The 22257-nt window shown below is 70.5% G+C and carries 21 protein-coding genes and 2 tRNA genes; 12 read left to right on the forward strand and 11 right to left on the reverse strand.

Annotation, left to right across the window (positions count from 1 at the left end; translation table 11 throughout):
- Positions 1 to 288: 288 nt before the first annotated feature.
- Both S1361_RS39290 and S1361_RS20225 read left to right on the forward strand, forming a co-directional pair.
- On the forward strand, positions 289 to 417 hold the full coding sequence (locus S1361_RS39290; RefSeq protein WP_003999697.1) for a DLW-39 family protein: 129 nt from the start codon (positions 289 to 291) through the stop codon (positions 415 to 417).
- Between the two features lie 258 nt (positions 418 to 675).
- Positions 676 to 1998, forward strand: coding sequence for a hypothetical protein (locus tag S1361_RS20225; protein WP_208036690.1), 1323 nt, complete (start codon positions 676 to 678; stop codon positions 1996 to 1998).
- On the opposite strand, the gene S1361_RS20230 is transcribed toward S1361_RS20225, so the two are convergent.
- Positions 1962 to 3389 carry a serine/threonine-protein kinase gene (locus tag S1361_RS20230; protein WP_208033213.1) on the reverse strand — a complete coding sequence of 476 codons (1428 nt, stop codon included), beginning with the start codon at positions 3387 to 3389 and terminating at the stop codon, positions 1962 to 1964. The two genes, S1361_RS20225 and S1361_RS20230, sit on opposite strands and share 37 nt — an antisense overlap.
- A 136-nt stretch (positions 3390 to 3525) precedes the next feature.
- Positions 3526 to 4074 (reverse strand): helix-turn-helix domain-containing protein, encoded by a 549-nt coding sequence (locus S1361_RS20235; protein ID WP_208033214.1) that lies wholly within the window; start codon positions 4072 to 4074, stop codon positions 3526 to 3528.
- Positions 4075 to 4256: 182 nt separating this feature from the next.
- Here S1361_RS20235 and S1361_RS20240 point away from each other — a divergent pair.
- Positions 4257 to 4329, forward strand: a tRNA-Ala gene (locus S1361_RS20240).
- A gap of 76 nt (positions 4330 to 4405) precedes the next feature.
- On the opposite strand, the gene S1361_RS20245 is transcribed toward S1361_RS20240, so the two are convergent.
- The gene (locus S1361_RS20245) at positions 4406 to 5107 is read right to left on the reverse strand and encodes a DUF5324 family protein (RefSeq protein WP_208033215.1); all 702 of its coding nucleotides are present in this window, start codon (positions 5105 to 5107) and stop codon (positions 4406 to 4408) included.
- A 269-nt stretch (positions 5108 to 5376) separates the two neighbouring features.
- Here S1361_RS20245 and S1361_RS20250 point away from each other — a divergent pair, with 269 nt between their 5' ends.
- Together S1361_RS20250 and S1361_RS20255 are read left to right on the forward strand one after the other, a co-directional pair.
- The gene (locus S1361_RS20250; RefSeq protein ID WP_208033216.1) at positions 5377 to 5907 is read left to right on the forward strand and encodes a peptidylprolyl isomerase; all 531 of its coding nucleotides are present in this window, start codon (positions 5377 to 5379) and stop codon (positions 5905 to 5907) included.
- A 167-nt stretch (positions 5908 to 6074) separates the two neighbouring features.
- Positions 6075 to 6962 (forward strand): rhomboid family intramembrane serine protease, encoded by an 888-nt coding sequence (locus S1361_RS20255; RefSeq protein ID WP_208033217.1) that lies wholly within the window; start codon positions 6075 to 6077, stop codon positions 6960 to 6962.
- A 290-nt stretch (positions 6963 to 7252) separates the two neighbouring features.
- Here the strand turns inward: S1361_RS20255 and crgA are convergent, their stop codons facing one another.
- The gene (crgA, locus tag S1361_RS20260; protein ID WP_053711550.1) at positions 7253 to 7507 is read right to left on the reverse strand and encodes a cell division protein CrgA; all 255 of its coding nucleotides are present in this window, start codon (positions 7505 to 7507) and stop codon (positions 7253 to 7255) included.
- Positions 7508 to 7659: 152 nt separating this feature from the next.
- On the opposite strand from crgA, the gene S1361_RS20265 reads away from it, so the two are divergent.
- The 6 genes from S1361_RS20265 (at position 7660) to S1361_RS20290 (ending at position 11960) form a co-directional block, all read left to right on the forward strand.
- The gene (locus S1361_RS20265; protein ID WP_208033218.1) at positions 7660 to 8448 is read left to right on the forward strand and encodes a DUF881 domain-containing protein; all 789 of its coding nucleotides are present in this window, start codon (positions 7660 to 7662) and stop codon (positions 8446 to 8448) included.
- Positions 8449 to 8469: 21 nt separating this feature from the next.
- Positions 8470 to 9162 carry a class E sortase gene (locus S1361_RS20270; protein ID WP_208033219.1) on the forward strand — a complete coding sequence of 231 codons (693 nt, stop codon included), beginning with the start codon at positions 8470 to 8472 and terminating at the stop codon, positions 9160 to 9162.
- A gap of 63 nt (positions 9163 to 9225) precedes the next feature.
- Positions 9226 to 9387 (forward strand): hypothetical protein, encoded by a 162-nt coding sequence (locus S1361_RS20275; protein ID WP_208033220.1) that lies wholly within the window; start codon positions 9226 to 9228, stop codon positions 9385 to 9387.
- On the forward strand, positions 9384 to 10022 hold the full coding sequence (locus S1361_RS20280) for an aminodeoxychorismate/anthranilate synthase component II (protein ID WP_208033221.1): 639 nt from the start codon (positions 9384 to 9386) through the stop codon (positions 10020 to 10022). Before S1361_RS20275 ends, S1361_RS20280 begins: the two co-directional genes overlap by 4 nt.
- Positions 10019 to 11176 carry a class E sortase gene (locus S1361_RS20285; protein ID WP_208033222.1) on the forward strand — a complete coding sequence of 386 codons (1158 nt, stop codon included), beginning with the start codon at positions 10019 to 10021 and terminating at the stop codon, positions 11174 to 11176. Before S1361_RS20280 ends, S1361_RS20285 begins: the two co-directional genes overlap by 4 nt.
- A gap of 28 nt (positions 11177 to 11204) precedes the next feature.
- Complete coding sequence (locus S1361_RS20290) at positions 11205 to 11960, forward strand: class E sortase (RefSeq protein ID WP_208033223.1); 756 nt, start codon at positions 11205 to 11207, stop codon at positions 11958 to 11960.
- A 59-nt stretch (positions 11961 to 12019) separates the two neighbouring features.
- On the opposite strand, the gene pknB is transcribed toward S1361_RS20290, so the two are convergent.
- The 6 genes from pknB to S1361_RS20320 form a co-directional block, all read right to left on the reverse strand.
- Positions 12020 to 14011, reverse strand: coding sequence for a Stk1 family PASTA domain-containing Ser/Thr kinase (gene pknB, locus S1361_RS20295; protein WP_208033224.1), 1992 nt, complete (start codon positions 14009 to 14011; stop codon positions 12020 to 12022).
- 195 nt (positions 14012 to 14206) lie between these two features.
- Entirely contained in the window at positions 14207 to 15691 is a 1485-nt protein-coding gene (locus S1361_RS20300; protein WP_208033225.1) for a peptidoglycan D,D-transpeptidase FtsI family protein, read from the reverse strand.
- Positions 15688 to 17130: an FtsW/RodA/SpoVE family cell cycle protein gene (locus S1361_RS20305; RefSeq protein ID WP_208033226.1), complete on the reverse strand. Its 1443-nt coding sequence runs from the start codon at positions 17128 to 17130 to the stop codon at positions 15688 to 15690. Before S1361_RS20305 ends, S1361_RS20300 begins: the two co-directional genes overlap by 4 nt.
- Positions 17131 to 17157: 27 nt before the next feature.
- Entirely contained in the window at positions 17158 to 18726 is a 1569-nt protein-coding gene (locus tag S1361_RS20310; RefSeq protein ID WP_208036691.1) for a Stp1/IreP family PP2C-type Ser/Thr phosphatase, read from the reverse strand.
- Between the two features lie 140 nt (positions 18727 to 18866).
- Positions 18867 to 19394: an FHA domain-containing protein FhaB/FipA gene (locus S1361_RS20315; RefSeq protein ID WP_208033227.1), complete on the reverse strand. Its 528-nt coding sequence runs from the start codon at positions 19392 to 19394 to the stop codon at positions 18867 to 18869.
- Between the two features lie 10 nt (positions 19395 to 19404).
- The gene (locus S1361_RS20320) at positions 19405 to 20259 is read right to left on the reverse strand and encodes an FhaA domain-containing protein (RefSeq protein ID WP_208033228.1); all 855 of its coding nucleotides are present in this window, start codon (positions 20257 to 20259) and stop codon (positions 19405 to 19407) included.
- Between the two features lie 430 nt (positions 20260 to 20689).
- On the opposite strand from S1361_RS20320, the gene S1361_RS20325 reads away from it, so the two are divergent.
- Positions 20690 to 20773 (forward strand) — tRNA-Leu (locus S1361_RS20325).
- A 604-nt stretch (positions 20774 to 21377) separates the two neighbouring features.
- On the opposite strand, the gene S1361_RS20330 is transcribed toward S1361_RS20325, so the two are convergent.
- The gene (locus tag S1361_RS20330) at positions 21378 to 22211 is read right to left on the reverse strand and encodes a phytanoyl-CoA dioxygenase family protein (protein WP_208033229.1); all 834 of its coding nucleotides are present in this window, start codon (positions 22209 to 22211) and stop codon (positions 21378 to 21380) included.
- Between the last annotated feature and the right edge of the window lie 46 nt (positions 22212 to 22257).

The raw sequence follows: 22257 nt of genomic DNA on the forward strand, positions 1-22257 counted from the left end.
GAAGTGGTGGACCGACGCCCGTGGCGCGTCGATGTTCAGATCAACACCACTCGGATGGGTGCAGGAGGGAGGAAAAGCCTGCAAAACGCGGTGAGGGTGAGCGAAGAGGGAGCAAAGTAACCGTCCGTGGGGGCGCCGTCACCCTCCGGCCGGAACCGCCTCCGACCTGGTCTATTGCGCTTCCGGGGGCGGGAGTTGGGCCCCGACGCAGGTCACCGATCGATATCGGCCGGTGTGTATAGTCGGGCGCCAGAGGTCCCCTACGTCAAGGAAAGACGAGGTCGCGCGGTGAAGAAGCTGCTCCTGGTCGCACTGGCCGCCATCGGCGGGCTCCTCGTGTACCGCCAGATCCAGGCGGATCGCGCCGAGCAGGATCTGTGGACGGAGGCGACTGACTCCGTGCCCACGGGTTCGTGAGTCCCGATACCCGATCTGAACCGACCCCGGCCGCCTGCGCGGTCGGGGTTTTGCGTTGTCCCCGGGTTGCGGGCGGCCGGCGGGTGGGCTAGCGGGCGGCCCGGGCGCCGCAGGGAGCCGGGCGCGTTTCGGACGGGCGCGGGCATTGCCCGGATGGCGCAGCGGCGGCCGGGGCAGGATGGGGCCTGCGGTCCGGTGCGGCCGTCCGACGACTGGGGGTGGTGGCGCGTGCGGGCGCGAGGCGGTACGGCGGCGTGGGTGTGGCGGCAGGCCGTGGCCGCCCGGCGCGTCCTGATCCTGCTGCCGGCCCTGTGCGCCGCCCTCGCCCTGCCGGCCGGCGCCCCGGCCGCCGCCGCCCCGCCGGTTCCGGTGCCGTACTCCTTCGCGCCCGGCGCCCAGAGCGTCACCGGTGCGCAGCGGCCCGCAACCGACGCCGCCCTGCTGGAAGCGGGCCACACCTACCGCAGCTCCCTGCCACGCGACGGCAGGCTGTTCTACCGCCTCCACCTCACCGCCGCCGAGACCGCGTACGTCCCCGTCACCGCCGTACCGCCCGCGGACACCACCGTCTCCGCCACCGACGGCATCCGCGTCTCGCTCCAGGACGCCGAGGGCACACCCTGCTCCTACGCCTCCGCCCGTTTCGGCGCCGGGCTCAGCCCGCGCCCGGTCACCGCACTGGCACAGCGCGATGCCGGCAAGACGCTGTGCCAAGGCGGCGGGACGTACTACGTGCTCGTCGAACGGCTCGACGCCGAGGGCTCCGGAGCGGCGGCCCGGGCCGGCCGATGGGACCTGGAGATCGCGCCCGTCACGGAACCCGGCCGCGCGCAGGCCGGCCCCACCACCGCGCCGCAGGCCTGGAACTCCGCCACCCCCGAGCCCCTCACCGGCACCGCGCGCTCCCGCCCCGGCGGCACCGGCTTCGCCACCGCACGCCCGCTCGCCCAGGGCGTCTGGCGGACCGCACTCGCACCCGGCGAGACCCGCTTCTACAAGGTGCCGCTGGACTGGGGCCGGCACCTGCACGCCTCCGCCGACCTGGGCGGCGCCCCCGGCCACGGCTATGTCGGCGGCGCGCTGAACCTCTCCCTCTACAACCCCGTGCGCGGCCACGTCGACGACATCGCCCTCGGCTACACCGGCGCACCGAAGTCCGCCGCCCTCGCCCCGCTCCCGCCGGTGGAGTACACCAACCGCTACGCCGTGCCCGCCGGGGTGACCTCCGTCCGCTTCGCCGGCGACTACTACCTCGTCGTCCACCTCAGCGCGCGGCTGGCCGGCACGTTCGGGCAAGGGCCGTTCGACGTGACGCTGCGGGTCCGGGTCGGCGGCCGGGCCCACGCCGGGCCCGGATACGCCGGCCGGCCCGTGCCCGACGACGTCTTCACGATCACCGGGCAGGACCGGGAGGCCGCGCTGACCGGGGCCACCGGGGACGGGACCGGCCACCGGGTGATGCGGCTGGTCGCGGTCGGCGGGATCGGCACGGGCACCGCGCTGCTGCTCCTCCTCGGCGGGTGGACGGTGGCGGCCCGGCGGGCTCACACCCGGGCCAGCGCCCAGAAACCCACCGCGTAGCAGACGAGCGCCAGCAGCAGGATCGGGATCGCGGCCTTGGCCGGAGGCCCGGGGCGGCGGGCGGCGCGCCGCGCCCGACGGCCCCGCGCGCGCGGAACGGGCGGCGGCGGGGGCGCAGGCGGAGGGGGGACCCGTGGGTCGCGGGCGGTGTACGCCGCCGTGGTGGTGTCGACGCGGGGGTCCGGCACGCCGCCCGGCACCGGGTGCCGGGACGGGGCGGGGTACGGGTCGGGGGCCGGGGGCTGCTGGGGCGGCGGCAGCCGGAAGCTGCCGGTGTCGGAGAGGGAGCCGGTGGAGGTGGGCGTACGGGAACCCGTGTCCGTGCCGGAAGCCGTGAACCCGCCGGAACCCGTCCCCGTGCCGGAACCCGTGAACCTGCGGGAATCCGTCCCCGTGCCGGAACCCGTGAACGCCCCGTTGCCCGCGCCGGGTTCCGAGCCGTGCACCTCGTCGGTGGCCGGCTCCGCGGCCTCGCCCGGGACCAGTTCCAACGCCACACCGGAGGCCTGCCGGAGCGGGCCGCCCGGGCCGAACCCCGGGGGAAGCGGGCCGAGTTGGTCGAAGATCTCGATGAGTTCGTCGTCCGGGCCGGGTTCCGGCAGGAGTTCCACGGCGGCGGCGAGCGCCTTGCGCGCCCCCGTGGCGGTGCGGAACCGGTCCGCGGGATCCGGCTGGAGCAGCGAGGCGACGACCTGCCAGAGCGGCTCCGGGATGCCCTTGGGCGGACCGGGCGTGCCGTGTTCCAGGAAGTACTGCACCAGCGCCTTCGCGTCGGGCTTGGCACCCTCCAGGAGGTACAGGGCCACCAGGCCGACGGCGAACAGGTCGGCCGGGAAGTCCGGTTCGGCGCCCATCACCTGCTCGGGCGCGAGGTAACCGGGCGTGCCCACCACGAGGTTGGTCTCCGTCAGCCGGGGTTCACCGAGCCGCATGGCGATGCCGAAGTCGGACAGCCGCAGCCGCGGCCGGCCCGTACCGGTGGCCTCCAGGAGCACGTTGGCGGGTTTGACGTCCCGGTGGACGACACCCTCCGCGTGCACGGCGGCGAGCCCGGACAGCAACTGGTCCAGCAGGGTGCACACGAACAACGGCGGCAGGGGGCCGTAGTCGCCGACCAGGTGGACCAGCGAGCCGCCGGCGACCAGGTCCATGGTGAACAGCACCTTGTCGTCGTCGGCGGCCCAGCTGGCCGGGGCGAGCACGTGCGGATGGTCGATGCGTAGCGCCTGCTCCCGCACGAAGCGCAGCAGGGAGTGGGCGTCGCGCTGCTGGAGGACCTTCGCGGCCACGTACCGCCGGCGGCGATGGTCCCAGGCACGCCATACGGCGCCCACCCCACCGCGCCCGATCGGGTCGGCCAGCTCGTACCGGCCGGCGAAGACCTCACCCATGGCAGCCGCGCTCCTCCCCTGGCCCGACGAACCCCCGCGCCGCTCGCTCCCCTCCGTACCCCCTACCCACGAGAGGAGCCACTCGCCCCACTGCGCCGGCCGGCTCCCGGACCCCTCCGGTGCGCCGGCCGAGCGGTCAGTTCTGGTGCGACTGGTAGTGCGCGACGGCGTCCGAGGTGCGGCCGGCGCCGTAGACGCGGAGGAACTCGGCGAGTTCGGGGTGGCTCGGGGCGAGGGCGTCCGCGGCGTCGATGATGTCACCGGCGGCGGCCACCGAGCGGAGCAGCGACTGGATCTCGCGGACCACGCGCTTGACCGTGGGCGCACCCGAACTGTTCACGGTGTGGGTGGTGTTGTTGAGCACTGAGCCCCCCTGCGACTTCTTGATCTCGTCCATCCGCTCCGTCGCCTCGGCGGCGCTGACACTGCCGTCCGCGACCTGGGACGCCAGCTCCTGCAACAGCTGCACCCGCTGGACCACCGCGGGATTGCCGATCTTCGCGCGCTGGCCGCTCATCAGCTGCGAGAGCATCGGAGCGGACAGGCCCAGGACCGCCGCGAGCCGGGCCTGGTTCAGCCCGAGATCGTCGATGAGCTTACGGAAGAGCGCCCCCAACGGCTCCCCGTACCAGTTCCGCTGCAGCTCCCGCGCTCTCGCGGTGGCTTCCTGCTGTGCGGCGTCCATTGCGTCTCCCCATCGCTTCCCCTGAAAACCGCGGTTCGCTGTAGCGAACCACGTCGAGCATCTTACGGAGAGTGGTCATCCGCGGGGACCCCCAATCTTTTTGCGGGATACGGGGGGTGACCCGGTACTCTGGTCTGCGGCACCCGCCGGAACGCGATTCCTCCGGCCGGGCGCTCCTTGCCGGGGCCTTAGCTCAGTTGGTAGAGCGCCGTCTTTGCATGGCGGATGTCAGGGGTTCGACTCCCCTAGGCTCCACCCAGAAAATGCCCTCCGGCCTGCGAAAACGCAGTGCCGGAGGGCATTTTTCGGATAATTCGTCAGATGTGCGGGCTCACACTTCGTCGTCGCGGTCGGCCGCGTCCTCCTCCGCCTGCTTGGCCTGGACCTCGGAATCCAGGCCCGTCGGGCCGGTGCCGTCGACCGAGGTGAGGCGGCCCCCGTCGGGGACCTCCGTCGCCGCGGGCGGCTCCACCAGCCAGTCGGGGTTGGCCTGCTTGTCCCACCACTTCCAGGCCGCGAAGGCGCCGCCCGTCACGACGGCCAGCACCGCCACCACCTTCACGGCGCGGCCGGTACGGGCCCGCCGGGCATTGCGCCGGGCCAGCTTCTGGATCTGCTGCGCCGACACCTGGCCGCGCAGCGCGGCCAGCGCGGCGGCACCGCGCGCGGCGGCCTCGTCGCGTACCGGAGCGGTCGCGGCGACGGCCTGCTCCAGCTTGGGGCGCGAGTAGTCGGCGGCCTGCCGGGCGGCCTTGCGGGTGCGGACGGCGGCCTCGTGCGCGGCCGCGTCCACCTTCGGCGGCACATGGGCTCGGGCCTGCTCCAGGCGTGGGGCGAGCCGGGCGTCGTACTGCACGCGGGCCTGTTCTGCGGCCTGCGACACCACGGGCGCCAGCCGTACGCGTGCCTCCTGCGCGTAGTACGCGGCACGCTCCTTGGCCGTGTCGGCGTAGGGCGCCACCACTTCCGCGGCGTGCAGCACGCTGTCCTTCGCCGAGCCGGTCGCGGCGCGCACGCTGTCGATGCGGGTCACGGGTTCCTCCTCCTCGGTGGCGTACGGTATTTCGACTTTCCACCCTTTTACGGATCATGCCTGCGGACGGCAGGTACGGCATGCGTGGGCGGGCATATGGGTGCCGATCACTTGCTTCGGCCTGATTCGGGGCAACAGGGGCCCGCCGTCGACACTGCCACGAATCGCCGCGGCGCGCCGCCCGCCCCGCGGAAGTCGTGGACGACCGGCGACGCGGGGGCGGGACCGTGGAAGGATCGAAGCCGGCGGACGACAACGGAAGGCGGACCGTGGCCGAGCAGCTGTATGCCACTCTGAAGACCACCCTCGGCGACATCGAGGTGCGGCTCTTTGCGCTGCACGCTCCCGTCACGGTCAGAAACTTCGTCGAGCTGGCCCGCGGGGAACGCGAGTGGACCCACCCCGGCACCGGCGAGAGGAGCAGGAAGCCGCTCTACGACGGCACGGTCTTCCACTCCGTCATCAGCGGCTTCATGATCCAGGGCGGTGATCCGCTGGGGAACGGCCTGGGCGGCCCCGGCTACGGGTTCGAGGACGAATGCCATCCCGACCTGGCCTTCGACACCCCGTACCTGATGGCCATGGCCAACGCCGGCCCGGGCACCAACGGCTCCCAGTTCTTCATCACCGTCACGCCGAGCACCTGGCTCAACGGCAAGCGGACCATCTTCGGCGAGGTCACCGGCCCGGCCGGCCGGAAGGTGGTCGACGCCATCGCGAACGTGCCGACCGGACGCAACGACCGGCCGCTCGTCGACGTCGTGATCGAGACGGTGGTCGTGGAGACACGCGAGGGCTGACACGCCAGGGCTCAGACGCGAGGGCTGGGACGCACCCGCAGCGGAGGCCGCGCAGGGCACCGCACGCGGGGAACCAATCGCACCGCTCGTCCGTAAGGATGAACGGGGTGGAACGGCGCCGTGAGGCACGTACGACCAGGCACGGACACGACGACCAAGGGGAACCGATGGACCAGGCCGCAGGGAGCGCGCAGGACGCCCGGAGCGTGCCCGTGTGCTACCGGCACCCGGATCGCGAGACCGGCGTGCGCTGCACCCGCTGTGAGCGCCCCATCTGCCCCGAATGCATGGTCAGCGCCTCGGTCGGCTTCCAGTGCCCGGACTGCGTCCGCGGCGGCTCCGGTACGGGGCACGCACCGCAGGCGTCCCGGCCGCGCACGATCGCGGGCGGCACGGTCACGGCCGACCCGCGCCTGCTCACCAAGATCCTGATCGGGATCAACCTCGCGGTGTTCATCGCGATCCAGGCCGACCGCTCCCTCCTGGACGACGTGGTGCTCTACGGCGCCTGGCCGCCGAAGCCGTTCACGCCGACCTCCGGGGTCGCCGGCGGCGAGTGGTACCGCTTCGTGACGTCGATGTTCGCGCACGAGCAGTACTGGCACATCGGCTTCAACATGCTGAGCCTGTGGTGGATCGGCGGCCCCCTCGAAGCGGCCCTCGGCCGGGTCCGCTACCTGGCGGTCTACTTCGTCTCCGGGCTGGCCGGCGGCGCGCTGACCTACCTGCTCGCCTCCCCGACCACCGCCTCGCTGGGCGCCTCCGGTGCGATCTTCGGCCTCTTCGGCGCGACCGCGGTGCTGATGCGCCGGCTCAACTACGACATGCGGCCGGTCATCGCCCTGCTGGTGATCAACCTGATCTTCACCTTCAACCCGTCCATGCACATCTCCTGGGAGGCGCACATCGGCGGGCTCGTCGCCGGTGTCGTCACGGGGTACGCGATGGTCCACGCCCCGCGCGAGCGGCGGTCGCTGGTGCAGTACGGCACCTGCGCGGTCGTCCTGGCGCTGTCGGTGGCGCTGGTGCTGGTCAGAACCGCTCAGCTGACCTGATCGGGCCGAAGGGCAGCAGGGGAACACCCTGCTGCCGAACCGTTGTCCACAGGATGTGGCGGATCTTGTGCACACGGTGCGTACACAGCTGTGCCCCCTGCCGCTCGGATGTGTTTCCGCAGGTCAGGCAGGGGGCGAACGGATGTCTGACGGCCGTTTGGCCAGTCACACCGGCGTCAACACCCGATGGGTTATCCACAGATCGTCTTTCTTTTCCCCATGTGGAAAACGGCTGTGGATAACTCAGTGGATAGCCCTGGGCAGAGCTGGTCACCGAGGTGCCGGGGGTGCTACTTCCACTGCGTGGAGACACCGAAGCCGGCGGCGATGAAGCCGAAGCCCACGACGATGTTCCAGTTGTCCAGGCTGTCGATGGGCAGCGAGCCGTCCGTCACGTAGAACACCACGATCCAGGCCAGGCCGATCAGGAACATCGCCAGCATGACGGGCGCGACCCAGGCGCGGTTGGTGAGCTTGATGGCCTGCGCCTGCTTCGCGGGCGGCGGCGTGTAGTCGGCCTTCTTGCGGATACGTGACTTCGGCACGAGGGTCTCTCCTGTCGATGCGCTGCGTGGCCGCGCAGGTAACTGGGTCGGGCTCGGGGCAGCGTACAAGGGGCCAACATGACGACTCTGTGTGCTCCCCCGGGCGTCCGTTAGCGTAGTGCTTCCGTGGCGCCGAAGGAGATAAGGGTACGTTGAGCAATTCTGCCGACTCCCCCGGGACGGGATCAACGGGTTCGGGCCCTGTCCGCAGGCTGCGTCTGCGGCCCGTGCGGATGCTCACGGCGGCCGTCTTCGCCCTCGCCGGGCTGATCTTCTTCACCAGCTTCGACACCGCCAAGGGCACCGACATCCGCCAGGACGGCTCGCTGCTGAAGCTGTCCGACCTGATCCAGCAGCGCAGCCGCAAGAACAAGGAGCTGGACGAGTCCAACGCGACCCTGCGGGACAGCGTGGAGTCGCTCGCCGAGAGCGACGACGGCAGCACCAGGGCCCAGGACGAGAAGCTCGGCGGGCTGGAGAAGAGCGCGGGCACCCGGAAGCTGACCGGCAAGGCCGTCACCGTCACCCTGAACGACGCCCCGCCGGGCGCCACCGCCAAGCTCCCCGGCTATCCCGAGCCGCAGCCCGACTACCTGGTCATCCACCAGCAGGACCTCCAGGCCGTGGTGAACGCGCTCTGGCAGGGCGGTGCCCGGGGCATCAAGGTCATGGACCAGCGGCTGATCTCCACCAGCGCGGTGCGCTGCGTCGGCAACACCCTGATCCTCCAGGGCCGCGTCTACTCACCGCCGTACAAGATCACGGCGGTCGGCGACCCGGACCGGCTGAAGCAGGCGCTCGCCGCGAGCAAGGCGATCCAGACCTACATGGTCTACGTCAACGTCTACGGCCTCGGCTGGAAAGTCACCGACGACGGGACGGTGACTCTTCCGGGTTACTCCGGCACAGTGGATCTGCACTACGCGAAGCCAGTGGGGTAGACGTCCGTCCGGGAGCCGCCGGTGCGCGTGATCCTCAGAACCGTCAGCGAACTGTGCATCACCGTCGGCACCCTGATCGTGCTCTTCGTCGCCTATGTGCTGTTCTGGACGGGCCTACGGGCCGAGGGCGCGATGAACGACCAGATCGACCGGCTGCACGCCGAGTGGTCGCGGGGGAGCGTCCGGACACAGGCCGCGGCGGCACCGAGGACCTCCGGAACGGCAAAGCCGCCGAAACCGTACAGACCGGGCGAACCGTTTGCCATCATGTACATCCCGCGGCTCGGTTCCACGTGGAACAAACCGGTACTGGAGGGCACCGGCACCGGCACCCTGAAGAAGGGCCTCGGCCACTACGCGCGCACCGCGCGGCTCGGTGGGCAGGGGAACTTCGCCGTCGCCGGGCACCGGCGGACGTACGGCGACCCGTTCAGGGACTTCCCCGAGCTGCGGCCCGGCGACGCGGTCGTCCTCACGGACGGAACGGCCTGGTTCACGTATCGGATCGACAAAGGGCCCTACAAAACCGTGCCGACCGACGTCGGGGTGATCGACGCTGTCCCCCGGAAGTCCGGGTACCCGCGTCCGGGCCGGTATCTGACGCTGACCACGTGCGATCCGGAATGGGGGCACAGTCACCGGCTGATCGTCTGGGCGCACCTGGATTCCACCCAGCCTGTGGAGGCAGGCGAACCGGGGGCGCTGCGCCGTTAGTCTGGTGACGTACGGCGTGGGTCTGGTGCCGTAGGGGATACGGAAGGGACGGCAAGGGACGGCATGTACGGCTGGATCTGGCGGCATCTGCCGGGCAACGCGTGGGTGAAGGCGCTCCTGACGCTGGTACTGATCCTGGCCGTGGTCTACGTCCTGTTCCAGTACGTCTTCCCGTGGGCCGAACCGCTGCTGCCCTTCAACGATGTGACGGTGGACAACCAGTGAGTGCGCGGATTCTCGTCGTGGACAACTACGACAGCTTCGTCTTCAACCTCGTCCAGTACCTGTACCAGCTGGGCGCCGAGTGCGAGGTCCTGCGCAACGACGAGGTGTCGACCTCGCACGCCCAGGACGGCTTCGACGGCGTGCTGCTGTCGCCCGGCCCCGGGACGCCGGAGCAGGCGGGCGTGTGCGTGGACATGGTCCGGCACTGCGCGGCCACCGGGGTGCCGGTGTTCGGGGTGTGCCTCGGCATGCAGTCGATGCAGGTGGCGTACGGCGGTGTGGTCGACCGGGCGCCCGAGCTGCTGCACGGCAAGACCTCGCTGGTCGAGCACGAGGGCAGGGGCGTCTTCGCCGGGCTGCCCTCGCCCTTCACGGCGACCCGCTACCACTCGCTGGCCGCCGAGCCCGCCACGGTTCCGGCCGAGCTGGAGGTGACCGCCCGCACCCACGACGGGATCATCATGGGCCTGCGCCACCGTGAACTCCCGGTGGAGGGCGTCCAGTTCCATCCCGAATCGGTGCTGACCGAGCACGGGCACCGGATGCTGGCCAACTGGCTGGCGGAGTGCGGCGACCAGGGTGCCGTGGCGAGGTCTGCGGGGCTCGCCCCGGTGGTGGGCAGGGCCACGGCGTGACCGCCCTGCGCCCCGAGCGCGAGGACTTGTACGGCGGCGGGAGCCCGTACGAGTCCTCCGTCGGTGCGCGGCCGTACGCGGGACGCCGGCCGGACCCGCCGACGGCGCCGATGCCCCGGCTGACCGAGGACGGCCTGGCACGGCCTCCGCTCGGCGATGACCTCACGGCGCCGCTGTCTCCCGTCGCGCCGTCCGGTGTGCCCGCCGGCATGCCTGTGCCCGACGAGGAGACGATGGCGCTGCGGATCCCGGCAGGGACGGGATCCGGCCTGGGAAGCGGGCCCACAGGCGCCTCTGCGGCCGCCTCGGCCGCCGGGGCCTCCCGGGCCGCTCCGGGCGGCCGTGCGGCCCGGAGAAAGGCCGCCAAGCGGCGTGGCGGGCGGCACGGCGGGGCGCGTGGGACGGCGGCTCCCCGGGCACAGCGGGACCCGCAGCGGCCGCTGACCCGGGTGGAGGCCCGGCGGCAGGCCCGGCTGCGCAGGCCGAGCCCGGCCACCGTCGCCAGCCGGGTGATCGGCGAGGTGTTCATCACCACCGGCGTGCTGATGCTGCTGTTCGTCACCTACCAGCTGTGGTGGACCAACGTCCGCGCGCACGCGCAGGCCGGCAGCGCGACGCACCAGCTCCAGGACGACTGGGCCAGCGGCAAGCGGAACCCGGGTGTCTTCGAGCCGGGGCAGGGCTTCGCGATCCTGCACATCCCGAAGCTGGACGTGGTGGCGCCCATCGCGGAGGGCGTCAGCAACAAGAAGGTGCTCGACAAGGGCATGGTCGGGCACTACGGCGAGGCTCCGCTGAAGACGGCGATGCCCGACGCGAAGACCGGCAACTTCGGGCTCGCGGCGCACCGCAACACGCACGGTGAGCCGTTCCGGTACATCAACCGGCTGGAGGCCGGTGACGCGGTCGTGGTCGAGACGCAGGACACGTACTTCGTGTACAAGGTGACCTCGATGCTGCCGGTCACCCCGCCGTCCAACACCAGCGTGCTCGATCCCGTCCCGCCCGGTTCCGGTTTCACCCGGCCCGGCCGCTACATCACCCTGACCACGTGCACGCCGGAGTTCACCAGCAAGTACCGGCTGATCGTCTGGGGCAAGATGGTCCAGGAACGCCCGCGCAGCAAGGGCAAGCCGGACGCGCTCATCGAGTAGGGCTTCACCGAGTAGGGGCAGAGGGACTGTGGCAGCGACCGCCGACGAGACCGAAGAGACCACGGACGCGTCCGAACCGGTTCCGGATACCGCGCCGGGCCGCCGGCGCCCCGGCCGGATCGCGCTGGCGGTCAGCGTCTTCGGGGAACTCCTCATCACGACGGGGGTGCTGCTCGGCCTGTTCGTCGTCTACTCGCTGTGGTGGACGAACGTGATAGCGGACCGCAAGGCGGACCGGCAGGCCGACAAGGTGCGCGAACACTGGGCGCAGCAGCAGTCCGGCCCCGGCGCGCTCGACACGAAGGACGGCATCGGGTTCCTGCACGTGCCGGCGATGCGGAACGGCGAGGTGCTGGTCGAGAAGGGCACCGGCACGGACGTCCTCGACAACGGCGTGGCCGGCTACTACACCGACCCGGTCAAGGCCACGCTGCCCACCACCGGCAAGGACGGCAACTTCGCCGTCGCCGCCCACCGGGACGGGCACGGCGCGAAGTTCCACAACATCGACAAGATCGAGAAGGGCGACCCGATCGTCTTCGAGACCCGCGACGACTGGTACGTCTACAAGGTCTACGCGATCCTCCCCGAGACCTCGAAGTACAACGTCAAGGTCGTCTCGGCGGTCCCGAAGGAATCCGGCAGGAAGAAGCCGGGCCACTACATCACCCTGACGACCTGCACCCCCGCCTACACCTCCCGCTACCGGTACGTGGTGTGGGGTGAGCTGGTCCGGGTGGAGAAGGTCGACGCCGACCGCACTCCGCCGAAGGAACTGCGCTGAGACACGCGTGGGCCCCTGCCGGGACGTCCCGGCAGGGGCCCACGCGTGTACGGGGCACGTCAGCCGCTGACGCCGCCGAAGATGTTCGGGCCGCCGTTGTCGTTGCCGCCCTGGCCGCCACCGAAGTCCACGGTGGTCAGAACGATCTGCGTGCCGGCCGGGTCCGCCTGGGTGCCCTGCGGCGGGTTCTGCTGGATGACCCGTGCCTTGTCATCGTTCGAGCCGCTGACCTGGATGTTCGTGAAGCCCTGCTGCTGCAGGATTTCCCGCGCCTGCTTCAGGGTCTGACCCGTGACGTTCGGAACCTGCTTCTGCTGCGGCTCCTGCGCCTTGCCGACGTTGATCACCACGCTGCTGTTCTTGACGACCTGCTGGCCCGCCTGCGGGTTGGTCGAGATGACCTTGCCGTCCTGGGCGGGGTCGCTGACCGGGGTGTCGTTGCAGGACGCCGTCAGGCCCTTGGCCTGGATCTCGGCCTTCGCCTCGTCGCAGGACTTGCCGGTGACGTCGGGGACGGTCACCTTCTCCTCGGGCTTGGCGACCGTGAGGGTGATCGTGGAGCCCTTCTCCTTGGTGGCGCCACCCTGCGGGTCCTGGTTGATGACGACACCGGGCGTGCGGTCCGAGACCTCGGTCTTCTTGTCGACCTGGAAGCCCTTCGCCTTCAGCTGGGACTCCGCGTCGGCGAACTGGGCGCCGAGCACGTCCGGCACCTGCACCTTGGGCGCGCCCGTGGAGACCACCAGGGTGACGGTGCTGTTCTTGTCGACCTTGGTGCCCTGCTCCGGGTTCTGGGAGCACACGTTGCCCGTGGCCTGGTCCTCGCAGGACTTCTTGGTGACCGACACCTTCAGGTCGACGTTCCGGGCCATCTTCTGGGCCGTCTTCTGCGGCTGGCCCACGAACGAGGGCACGGCCACCTTGTCGTCGCCCCCGTTGTTGCCGGTGAAGGCGTACTTGCCGATCAGGATCGCGCCGACCAGGACCAGCAGGCCCGCGAGCACCAGCAGGATCGTGGATGTGTTGGACTTCTTCTGCTGGCGGCGGCGGTCCGGGCGGTCGTCGTAGCCGTAGCCGCCGTCGTCGGGGCTCATCGGCGGGAGCATGGTGGTCGCACCCGCGCCCGGTTCCGAGCGCAGCGCGGTCGTCGCCTGGTCGTCGGGGTAGCCGCCGTAGCCGACCGCGCCCATGGCGGCCGTGGCCGCGACCGGCTGGCCGTCGAGGCACGCCTCGATGTCGGCGCGCATCTCGTCGGCCGACTGGTAACGGTAGTTCGGGTCCTTGACCAGCGCCTTCAGGACGATCGCGTCCATCTCCGGCGTGATCTCCGGATCGAAGACCGACGGGGGCTGCGGCTCCTCCCGGACGTGCTGGTAGGCGACGGCCACCGGGGAGTCGCCCACGAAGGGGGGCCGTACCGTCAGCAGTTCGTACAGGAGGCAGCCGGTCGAGTAGAGGTCGGACCGCGCGTCGACCTGCTCGCCCTTGGCCTGCTCCGGGGAGAGGTACTGGGCCGTGCCGATGACCGCCGCGGTCTGGGTCATGGTCATGCCGGCGTCGCCCATGGCGCGGGCGATGCCGAAGTCCATCACCTTGACCTGGCCGTTGCGGGTCAGCATGACGTTGGCCGGCTTGATGTCGCGGTGGACGATGCCGTTGCGGTGCGCGTACTCCAGGCCCTGGAGGATGCCGATGGTCATCTCCATCGCGCGCTCGGGCAGCAGCTTGCGGCCGGAGTGCAGCAGCTCGCGGAGCGTGGATCCGTCGACGTACTCCATCACGATGTACGGGATGGAGACCCCGTCGATGTAGTCCTCGCCCGTGTCGTAGACCGCGACGATCGCGGGATGGTTGAGCGAGGCGGCCGACTGGGCCTCCCGGCGGAACCGGGCCTGGAAGGACGGGTCGCGTGCGAGGTCCGCGCGCAGCGTCTTCACCGCCACGGTGCGGCCGAGGCGGGTGTCATGCGCGAGGTAGACCTCCGCCATGCCACCGCGGCCGAGCACCTGGCCCAGCTCGTACCGGCCGCCGAGGCGACGCGGCTCTTCCATAGCTACCTACCAGCCCTCTCCGTCGGTCTCGGCCGCGCACCCGTGTGCACGGCCGGAGGCTCCCGTCCGGGCCTACCGTACCCGGCTCGCTCTGTGTGACCTGGCCAAGCCCGTAACCCGATACAGGACCGGTATCGCAACGTGCGGCGATGGGAAGAGGATGTGAGCGGCCTCACTCCCGGTGATCGGCGGCGGTCACTTCTTGGAGTCGATGACCGCCTCCATGACGTTCTTCGCGATCGGCGCGGCCAGGCCGCCGCCGGAGATGTCGTCGCGGTTCGCGCCCTCGTCCTCGATCACCACGGCCACGGCGACCGGCGAGCTGTGGTCGGGCAGCTGGGCGTAGGAGATGAACCACGCGTACGGGTTCTCGCTGTTCTCGACACCGTGCTGGGCGGTACCCGTCTTGCCGCCGACCGTGACGCCGTCGATCTTCGCGCGCGTGCCGGTGCCCTTCTCGACCACGGTCCGCATCATGTCCTGCAGGATCTGGGCGTTCTCCGGCGACAGCGGCCGGCTCAGCTCCTCCGGCTGGGTCGTGGCGACCGGGTCCAGGTTGGAGGACTGCAGCGAGTCGATCATGTACGGCTTCATCAGCTTGCCGTCGTTGGCGACCGCGGAGGCGACCATGGCCATCTGCAGCGGGGTCGCGGCGGTGTTGTACTGGCCGATGGAGGACAGCGCGGTCTGCGACTGGTTCATGTCGTCGGAGAACACCGAGGCGCTGGAGCGGACCGGGGTGAACTGCTCGGAGTCGAAGCCGAACTTCTTCGCCTCGGCGAGCATCTTGTCGTTGCCGAGGTCCGAGCCGATCTTGCCGAAGACGGTGTTGCAGGACCAGCGCAGCGCCTCACGCATGGAGGCGTTCTCGCACGGGATGTTCCCCTCGTTCTTCAGCTGGGTCGTGGTGCCCGGCATGGTCCACGGCAGCGGCGAGTCGGTCTTCTCGTCGGCCGAGGTGTACTTGCCGTTCTCCAGCGCCGCCGCGGCCGTGACCACCTTGAAGGTGGAGCCCGGCGGGTAGGTCTCGCGCAGCGCCCGGTTCAGCATCGGGTCGTTGGGGTTGTACTTCTTCTGGAGCTTCTTCCAGGCCGCGGCGTCGTCGTTGGTGTTGCCAGCGAAGGACGAGGGGTCGTACGACGGGTAGGAGGCCAGCGCCAGGATCTTGCCGGTGGAGGGTTCCAGGGCGACCACCGCGCCCTTGCCGCCCTGCTTCCTCAGGCCGTCGAACGCGGCCTTCTGGGCGGCGCCGTTGAGCGTGGTGACGACGTTGCCGCCCTGCTGCTCCTTGCCGGTGATCATGTCCAGCGTCTTGCGGAAGAACAGCCGGTCGTCGTTGCCGGTGAGGATGCCGTCCTCGAGGGACTCCAGCTGGGTGGCGCCGAAGGCCTGCGAGGCGTACCCGGTGACCGGCGCCCACATGGCGCCGTTCTTGTAGGTGCGCTTGTACTTCAGGTCGTTCATGCCGGTCTTGCTCGTCAGGGCGGACCCGGTGATCGGGTCGCCGTCGACGATGATGTCGCCGCGCGGCGTGGCGTAGCGGGCGATCGTGACGCGGCGGTTGTTGGGGTCGTCCTTGAGCTTGTCGGCCCGGACGTACTGCAGGTAGTTGTCCCGCAGCAGCAAGGTGAGGACGAGGAGGCCGCAGAAGATCGCGATCCGGCGCAGGGGCTTGTTCATGACGGGCGGACCACCTGGGTCATCTCGGCGTCGGGGTTGGCGGCGGGGGCGGGCGCCGGGCGGCGCGCGGTGTCGCTGATGCGGATGAGGATGCCGATCAGGGCCCAGTTCGCCAGCACGGAGGAACCGCCGTACGCCATGAACGGCATGGTCATACCGGTCAGCGGGATGAGGCCCATGACACCGCCGGCCACCACGAAGACCTGGAGGGCGAAGGCGCCCGACAGGCCGACGGCGAGCAGCTTGCCGAAGGGGTCGCGGGCGGCGAGGGCGGTGCGCACGCCGCGTTCCACGATCAGGCCGTAGATCAGCAGGATCGCCATGATGCCGGCCAGGCCCAGCTCCTCGCCGAAGGTGGCGAGGATGAAGTCGGAGTTGGCGGCGAACCGGATCAGGTCCGAGTGGCCCTGGCCCCAGCCGCTGCCGAGGGTGCCGCCGGAGCCGAAGGCCCACAGCGCCTGCTGGAGCTGCTCGGAGTGGCCGCCGACGCCCTGACGGCTGAGGGTGTACTCCCTCATCGGGTCGAGCCAGGACTGGACGCGGCTCTTCACGTGCGGCTCGATGCTCGCCACGCCGACCGCGCCCGCCGCGGACATCAGCAGACCGAAGACGATCCAGCTGGTCCGCTCGGTGGCGACGTACAGCATGATGACGAACATTCCGAAGAACAGCAGCGAGGTGCCGAGGTCCGTCTCGAAGACCAGGATGAGGATCGAGATCGCCCAGACCACCAGGATGGGGCCGAGGTCGCGGCCGCGCGGCAGGTACAGGCCCATGAACCGGCGGCTGGCGAGGGCCAGGGCGTCGCGCTTCACCATCAGGTAGCCGGCGAAGAAGACCGCGAGGACGATCTTCGCGAACTCACCGGGCTGGAGGGAGCCGAGGCCGGGGATGTTGATCCAGATCTTCGCGCCGTAGATGTTGGCGCCGAGGCCCGGCACCAGCGGCAGGATCAGCAGGACCAGCGCGCTGAACATGGAGATGTACGTGTAGCGCTGCAGGACGCGGTGGTCCTTCAGGAAGATCAGCACCACGACGAACAGGGCGATGCCCAGGGCCGTGTACAGCAGCTGGCGGGGCGCGGCCGTGACGAAGTTCGGCAGCGACTGCAGCAGCTTGGACTGGTCCAGCCGCCAGATGCACACCAGCCCCAGCCCGTTGAGCAGGGTGGCCAGCGGCAGCAGCAGCGGGTCGGCGTACGGCGCGAACTTGCGTACGGCGAGATGGGCGACGCCGGCCAGCAGACCCAGACCGAGGCCGTAGCTCAGCAGCCCCGCGGGGACCTGGCCGTCGAGGGCCAGGCCCACGTTGGCGTAGGCGAACACCGGGATGACCACGGCGAAGACCAGCAGGGCCAGCTCGGTGTTGCGCCGGCTCGGGGCGCCGATGGCGCCGATCGTGGACGTGTGATGCGTCGGCGAGTTCGTAGTACTGCTCATCGTGTGACAGGGCCTCTCACGGCTTGCCTACTGCTTACCGCACAGCGAGACGACCTTCTGCTCATCCTCCGAGAGAGTGGGGCCGGGGCTGGGGGTCGCGGACGGGGTCGTGGACGGAGACTTCGACGGGGACGCCGGTGACGTCGGGGACGTCGGGGACGTCTTCGAGGCCGACGGGTTCGGGGTCGGGGAGGCCTTGGTGAAGGCGGTCTGTGTGGTGGTGCCCTTGGTGCCGCCGGTCTTCCCGGGGCCCTTCTGGGCGTTCTTCTCGGTCTCGGCGGCCTTGCGCTCGGCCTGCTTGCGGCAGGCGGAGGCCTGCACGGCCAGCTCTTCGACCTTCGTCCGGGCCGCCTGCAGCCCGCCCTCCGCGATCGTGGCCTTCACCTGCTTCTGCTGGTACGGCGGCAGGTACTTGAGTTCGATCTCGGGGTGGTCCTTCTCCACCTTCGACAGCGACACCCAGGCCAGGTCCTGGCTGATCCCGCGGTACAGCGCGACGTGCTCGTCCTTGACGCCGACGTAGTACTGGGTCTGCGTCCAGCGGTAGCCGCCGTACAGGCCGCCGCCGACGACGGCGAGGGCCAGGGCGCCGTACAGCGAGGTCTTCAGCCATCTGCGCTGCTTGCGCGGCTTGGTCAGGTCGTCCTCGGCGTAGTCGCCGAAGCCGCCGGCCGGGATGTAGCCGGTGGTGTCGCCGGAGCCGGGCGGGCCGAACTCGCCGCCGCCGTGCCCGTGGCCCTGGCGGCCCAGGTGGGAGGCGCGGCCGGCCGGCGTCTGCATGATGCCGTTGTCGTGCAGGTGGTGCTGGTTCTCGGCGACGGCGCCGACCACGACGGGCTGGTCGGACAGCTGCCCGGCGAGGGTGTCCCCGGTGTCCAGGTCGAGCACGTCGGCGACGATGACGGTGATGTTGTCGGGGCCGCCGCCGCGCAGCGCCAGCTGGATCAGCTCCTGCACGGTCTCCTGCGGGCCCTGGTAGCTGGCGAGGGTCTCCTCCATCGTCTGGTGGGAGACCACGCCGGACAGGCCGTCGGAGCAGATCAGGTAGCGGTCGCCGGCCCGGACCTCGCGGACCGACAGGTCGGGCTCGACGTGGTCGCCGCTGCCGAGGGCCCGCATCAGCAGCGAGCGCTGCGGGTGGGTGGTGGCCTCCTCCTCGGTGATCCGGCCCTCGTCCACCAGCCGCTGCACCCAGGTGTGGTCCTGGGTGATCTGGGTGAGCACACCGTCACGGAGCAGATACGCGCGCGAGTCGCCGACGTGCACCAGGCCGAGGCGCTGGCCGGTCCACAGCAGCGCGGTGAGGGTGGTGCCCATGCCTTCGAGCTGCGGGTCCTCCTCGACCATGGCGCGCAGCTGGTCGTTGGCCCGCTGCACGGCGTGACCGAGGGAGGTCAGGATGTCGGAGCCGGGCACGTCGTCGTCGAGCGTGACCAGCGTGGAGATCACCTCGGAGGAGGCGACCTCGCCCGCGGCCTGGCCGCCCATGCCGTCGGCGATGGCGAGCAGGCGCGGACCGGCGTAACCGGAGTCCTCGTTGCCCTCCCGGATCATGCCTTTGTGCGATCCGGCGGCAAAGCGCAGTGACAGACTCATGCGCACCTCGCCCGTCGGCTCCGGGTACAGCCGGTCGTGTCGAGCCACACTGCCCACCCTCCGGTCGTGAGCGCGCCGGAGACCGGGTGGCGGCCTGCCGCTGCGTGCTCGCTCCGCTCGCGCTTATCCATGACGTAGCACTACTTCCGCAGCTCGATTGCGGTCTTGCCGATGCGGATCGGCGCGCCCAGCGGGATCGGCGTGGGGGTCGTCAGCCGCGACCGGTCCAGGTAGGTGCCGTTGGTGGAGCCGAGATCCTCGATGATCCACTGGCCGTCGCGGTCCGGGTAGATCCTGGCATGGCGGCTGGAGGCGTAGTCGTCGTCCAGCACGATCGTGGAGTCGTGCGCCCGGCCCAGGGTGATGGTCTGGCCCTGCAGCGCGACGGTGGTGCCGGTCAGTGTGCCCTCGGTCACGACCAGCTTGGTGGGGGCGTTGCGGCCCCGGCGGCCGCCGGCCTGCTGGCCGCGCTGCGGCGGCGGAGTGGCCTGCTGCCGGGTCTGCTGCCGGCCCGACTGCTGGGGCCGGGCCGCCTCCCTACGCGATCCGCGCTGGGTGACGCGCGTACCGAACAGGTCGCTCCGGATGACCTGCACGGCCACGATCACGAACAGCCACAGTACGGCCAGGAAACCCAGCCGCATGACCGTGAGGGTCAGCTCTGACATTGCCCCCGCTTCACCCTTCGGCTTGCCTATAGATAACGGTGGTGCTGCCCACGACGATCCGCGAGCCGTCGCGGAGCGTAGCGCGGGTGGTGTGCTGCCCGTCCACCACGATGCCGTTGGTGGAACCGAGATCCTGGATCGTCGAGGGCGTTCCGGTCCGGATCTCGCAGTGCCGGCGGGACACGCCGGGGTCGTCGATCCGCACGTCGGCGTCGGTGCTGCGGCCCAGCACCAGGGTCGGGCGGGAGATCTGGTGGCGGGTGCCGTTGATCTCGATCCAGTAGCGGGTGCGCGCGCCGCTCATCGGCGCCGCGGCGGGCCGCTGGGTGGCGGGCTGCGGGTAGCCGTACCCGCCGGGGCGGGCGCCGGGCGGCGGCGCCGACGGCATCGGGGGCGCGCCCGCGGGGGCGGCCGGCGGGTAGCCGTAACCGCCCGGGGCGGCCTGCGCGGGCCGTCCGGCGGGCGCCTGGGGCGCCGCCTGCTGACTGCTGGAGGAGGCGAGGGTGCGCGAGCGCACCCGGTACAGGCCGGTGTCCAGGTCCTCGGCCTTCTCCAGGTTGACCTTGATCGGGCCCATGAAGGTGTAGCGCTGCTGCTTGGCGTAGTCGCGCACCATGCCGGCCAGCTCGTCGCCGAGCTGCCCGGAGTAGGGGCTGAGGCGCTCGTAGTCCGGCGCGCTCAGCTCCACGATGAAGTCGTTGGGCACGACGGTCCGGTCACGGTTCCAGATCGTGGCGTTGTTGTCGCACTCCCGCTGGAGCGCTCCGGCGATCTCCACGGGCTGGACCTCGGACTTGAAGACCTTGGCGAAGGTGCCGTTCACCAGACCTTCGAGACGCTGCTCGAACTTCTTCAGGACTCCCATGGGGCACCTCCTCCGTCCCTGCCGTCGTCTTGCCTGCTCTGTGCCGCTGCCTTGCCGGTACTGCTGGTACTGCTTACTGATCGTATCTACGCGCCCGCCAATCAGCCGGTTCCCCCGGGGGCTCCCCTTGGAACTCCCGGCGCGTGTCCTGTCTGCCATGGATCGTAGAGGCGGGCCACAACCAGTGTCCCGCACCCGGCTGTGGACCCGGTCCGCCTCCCGGCGAGATGACCGGGACCGGTACGAGGTTGATACGAGAAGCACGTCTCCCTGATACGCACGCCCGTCCGAGCGCAGCCCCCCGCGCGCCCCCGGGAGCGGTGCGGGGGCGGGCGGCAAGCGATGTGAATCCACCCCGTGCGACGTGCTAATGTTCTCGGTGTCGGAAGGGGCCGGCCCGAAAGGGAAGGAACCGGAAGACACACCCAATGCGCGGGTGGCGGAATAGGCAGACGCGCTGGATTCAGGTTCCAGTGCCCGCAAGGGCGTGGGGGTTCAACTCCCCCCTCGCGCACAGAGGAGCACGGAAGTGCTCTGGCTGTACCGACGGAGTGGGCGGCATCGTGATCACGATGCCGCCCACTCCTCTTTGTGTGTGCTGTGACGCTCGTCTCCGGGCTGTCCGGCATGCATGGGCGGACCGTCGGGGGTTGTGAGGAAGGTCTCCCCTCGACGCCGTCGCGGAGCCGGAAGTAGACGTGCTGTCAGGCTTCCGAGCCGTCCTGGAGGGGCTGCCGGAGGCCGGCGCCGCATCCCCCCGGTCGCCACGAGAAACGGGCCCCGCCGTGACTCTCGTCTCCGGCGGAGGCCCGCTTCGTCGGTTTCTCGTGGCCGAGAGCCGACGGAATGCGCTCGTCAACACATCAGCGCAGGCAACGGAGAGAACAGGGAACGTTCCCCGTGCCGCGCCCGCTGCCGGGCGCCCCCGTCACTCGGTCACTGCGGCGCTGTGCCGGTGGCCGGTGATGCCGCGTGCCAGGACGGCGACGCACACAGGGCAGCACACATCGTCGGACACGGTACGGAGCAGGCGCCGGACTCTGCCGGCCAGTGTCGCCGAGAGCAGAGCCGTCTTCCGCCGTGGGAGCCGCCCGGTCACCTCTGCCTCCCGTCCATCCTCACGCCACGGACCGGGGCTCGGTGCCGAGACGGTCGTCGTCCGCCGGCACGACCGGCGTCGAGTCCCTGGCGACGAGGAACTCGGGCCGTGTGGGGTTCGGGGGCGCGTTGTCGACGGTGTTGTACGTGATCAGCAGCAGCGCCCGGCGATCGGACGACACGTTGTTGGACGAAGAGTGCACGATGCTCGGGTGGAAGGCGTGCACCGTACCGGCCCGCCCGGTGATCAGTACGCGCCCGCGCTCCTGGGCCAGGTCCTCGGCCCGCTGCTCGCTCACGGTGTACGCGAGGTCCGCCGACACGTGCTGCCGCCAGCCGGAGCCGCCGTCGGCATCCTTCTCCGGGAGATCCAGCAGGCCCATACGGTGGGAGCCGGGGATCACGACGAGCGGTCCGTTGTCCTCGTGTATGTCGTCGAGGGAGATGGCTATGTTGACCGCGTCGGGACGCGGCATGCCGTCCTCCTCGCTCCAGAAGGCGTAGTCCTGGTGCCACGGCCAGGCCGCTCCTTCACGGGCCTGTTTGAGGTTGACCTTGAACTGGTAGACGTAGACCGGTTTGCCCGTCAGTTCCTCGGCGGCGGCGACGAGCCGGGGGTGCCGGACCAGCGCCGCGCACAACTCGTCGAAGGCGTGGCAGCCATGGATGCCGCGGACGGTGTCGGAGTCCTTCTCGTACACCACCTCGGGCCTGGACTCACGGCTGATCGCGGCCACCGCTTCCTTCAGCAGCGTCACCGCCTTGTCCGTGAACCGGTAGGGAAGCTCGCACCAGCCGTCTTGGTCGTAGGTGCTCTTCAGGCCCGTAACCGCGGACTCGGTGGCAGTGGACATGCGTCATCTCCTTCGGACAGTGGGTTCATCTGGTGCTGTGCCATGG

Source organism: Streptomyces cyanogenus (assembly GCF_017526105.1).
Classification (GTDB): domain Bacteria; phylum Actinomycetota; class Actinomycetes; order Streptomycetales; family Streptomycetaceae; genus Streptomyces; species Streptomyces cyanogenus.

What these genes read in the sequence shown, in the direction of transcription:
- S1361_RS20230 (WP_208033213.1), bottom strand. Translation starts at nt 3,389, where the DNA reads ATGGGTGAGGTCTTCGCCGGCCGGTACGAGCTGGCCGACCCGATCGGG.
- S1361_RS20235 (WP_208033214.1), bottom strand. Translation starts at nt 4,074, where the DNA reads ATGGACGCCGCACAGCAGGAAGCCACCGCGAGAGCGCGGGAGCTGCAG.
- S1361_RS20255 (WP_208033217.1), top strand. Translation starts at nt 6,075, where the DNA reads ATGGACCAGGCCGCAGGGAGCGCGCAGGACGCCCGGAGCGTGCCCGTG.
- S1361_RS20275 (WP_208033220.1), top strand. Translation starts at nt 9,226, where the DNA reads ATGTACGGCTGGATCTGGCGGCATCTGCCGGGCAACGCGTGGGTGAAG.
- pknB (WP_208033224.1), bottom strand. Translation starts at nt 14,011, where the DNA reads ATGGAAGAGCCGCGTCGCCTCGGCGGCCGGTACGAGCTGGGCCAGGTG.
- S1361_RS20300 (WP_208033225.1), bottom strand. Translation starts at nt 15,691, where the DNA reads ATGAACAAGCCCCTGCGCCGGATCGCGATCTTCTGCGGCCTCCTCGTC.
- S1361_RS20305 (WP_208033226.1), bottom strand. Translation starts at nt 17,130, where the DNA reads ATGAGCAGTACTACGAACTCGCCGACGCATCACACGTCCACGATCGGC.
- S1361_RS20310 (WP_208036691.1), bottom strand. Translation starts at nt 18,726, where the DNA reads ATGAGTCTGTCACTGCGCTTTGCCGCCGGATCGCACAAAGGCATGATC.
- S1361_RS20315 (WP_208033227.1), bottom strand. Translation starts at nt 19,394, where the DNA reads ATGTCAGAGCTGACCCTCACGGTCATGCGGCTGGGTTTCCTGGCCGTA.
- S1361_RS20320 (WP_208033228.1), bottom strand. Translation starts at nt 20,259, where the DNA reads ATGGGAGTCCTGAAGAAGTTCGAGCAGCGTCTCGAAGGTCTGGTGAAC.
- S1361_RS20330 (WP_208033229.1), bottom strand. Translation starts at nt 22,211, where the DNA reads ATGTCCACTGCCACCGAGTCCGCGGTTACGGGCCTGAAGAGCACCTAC.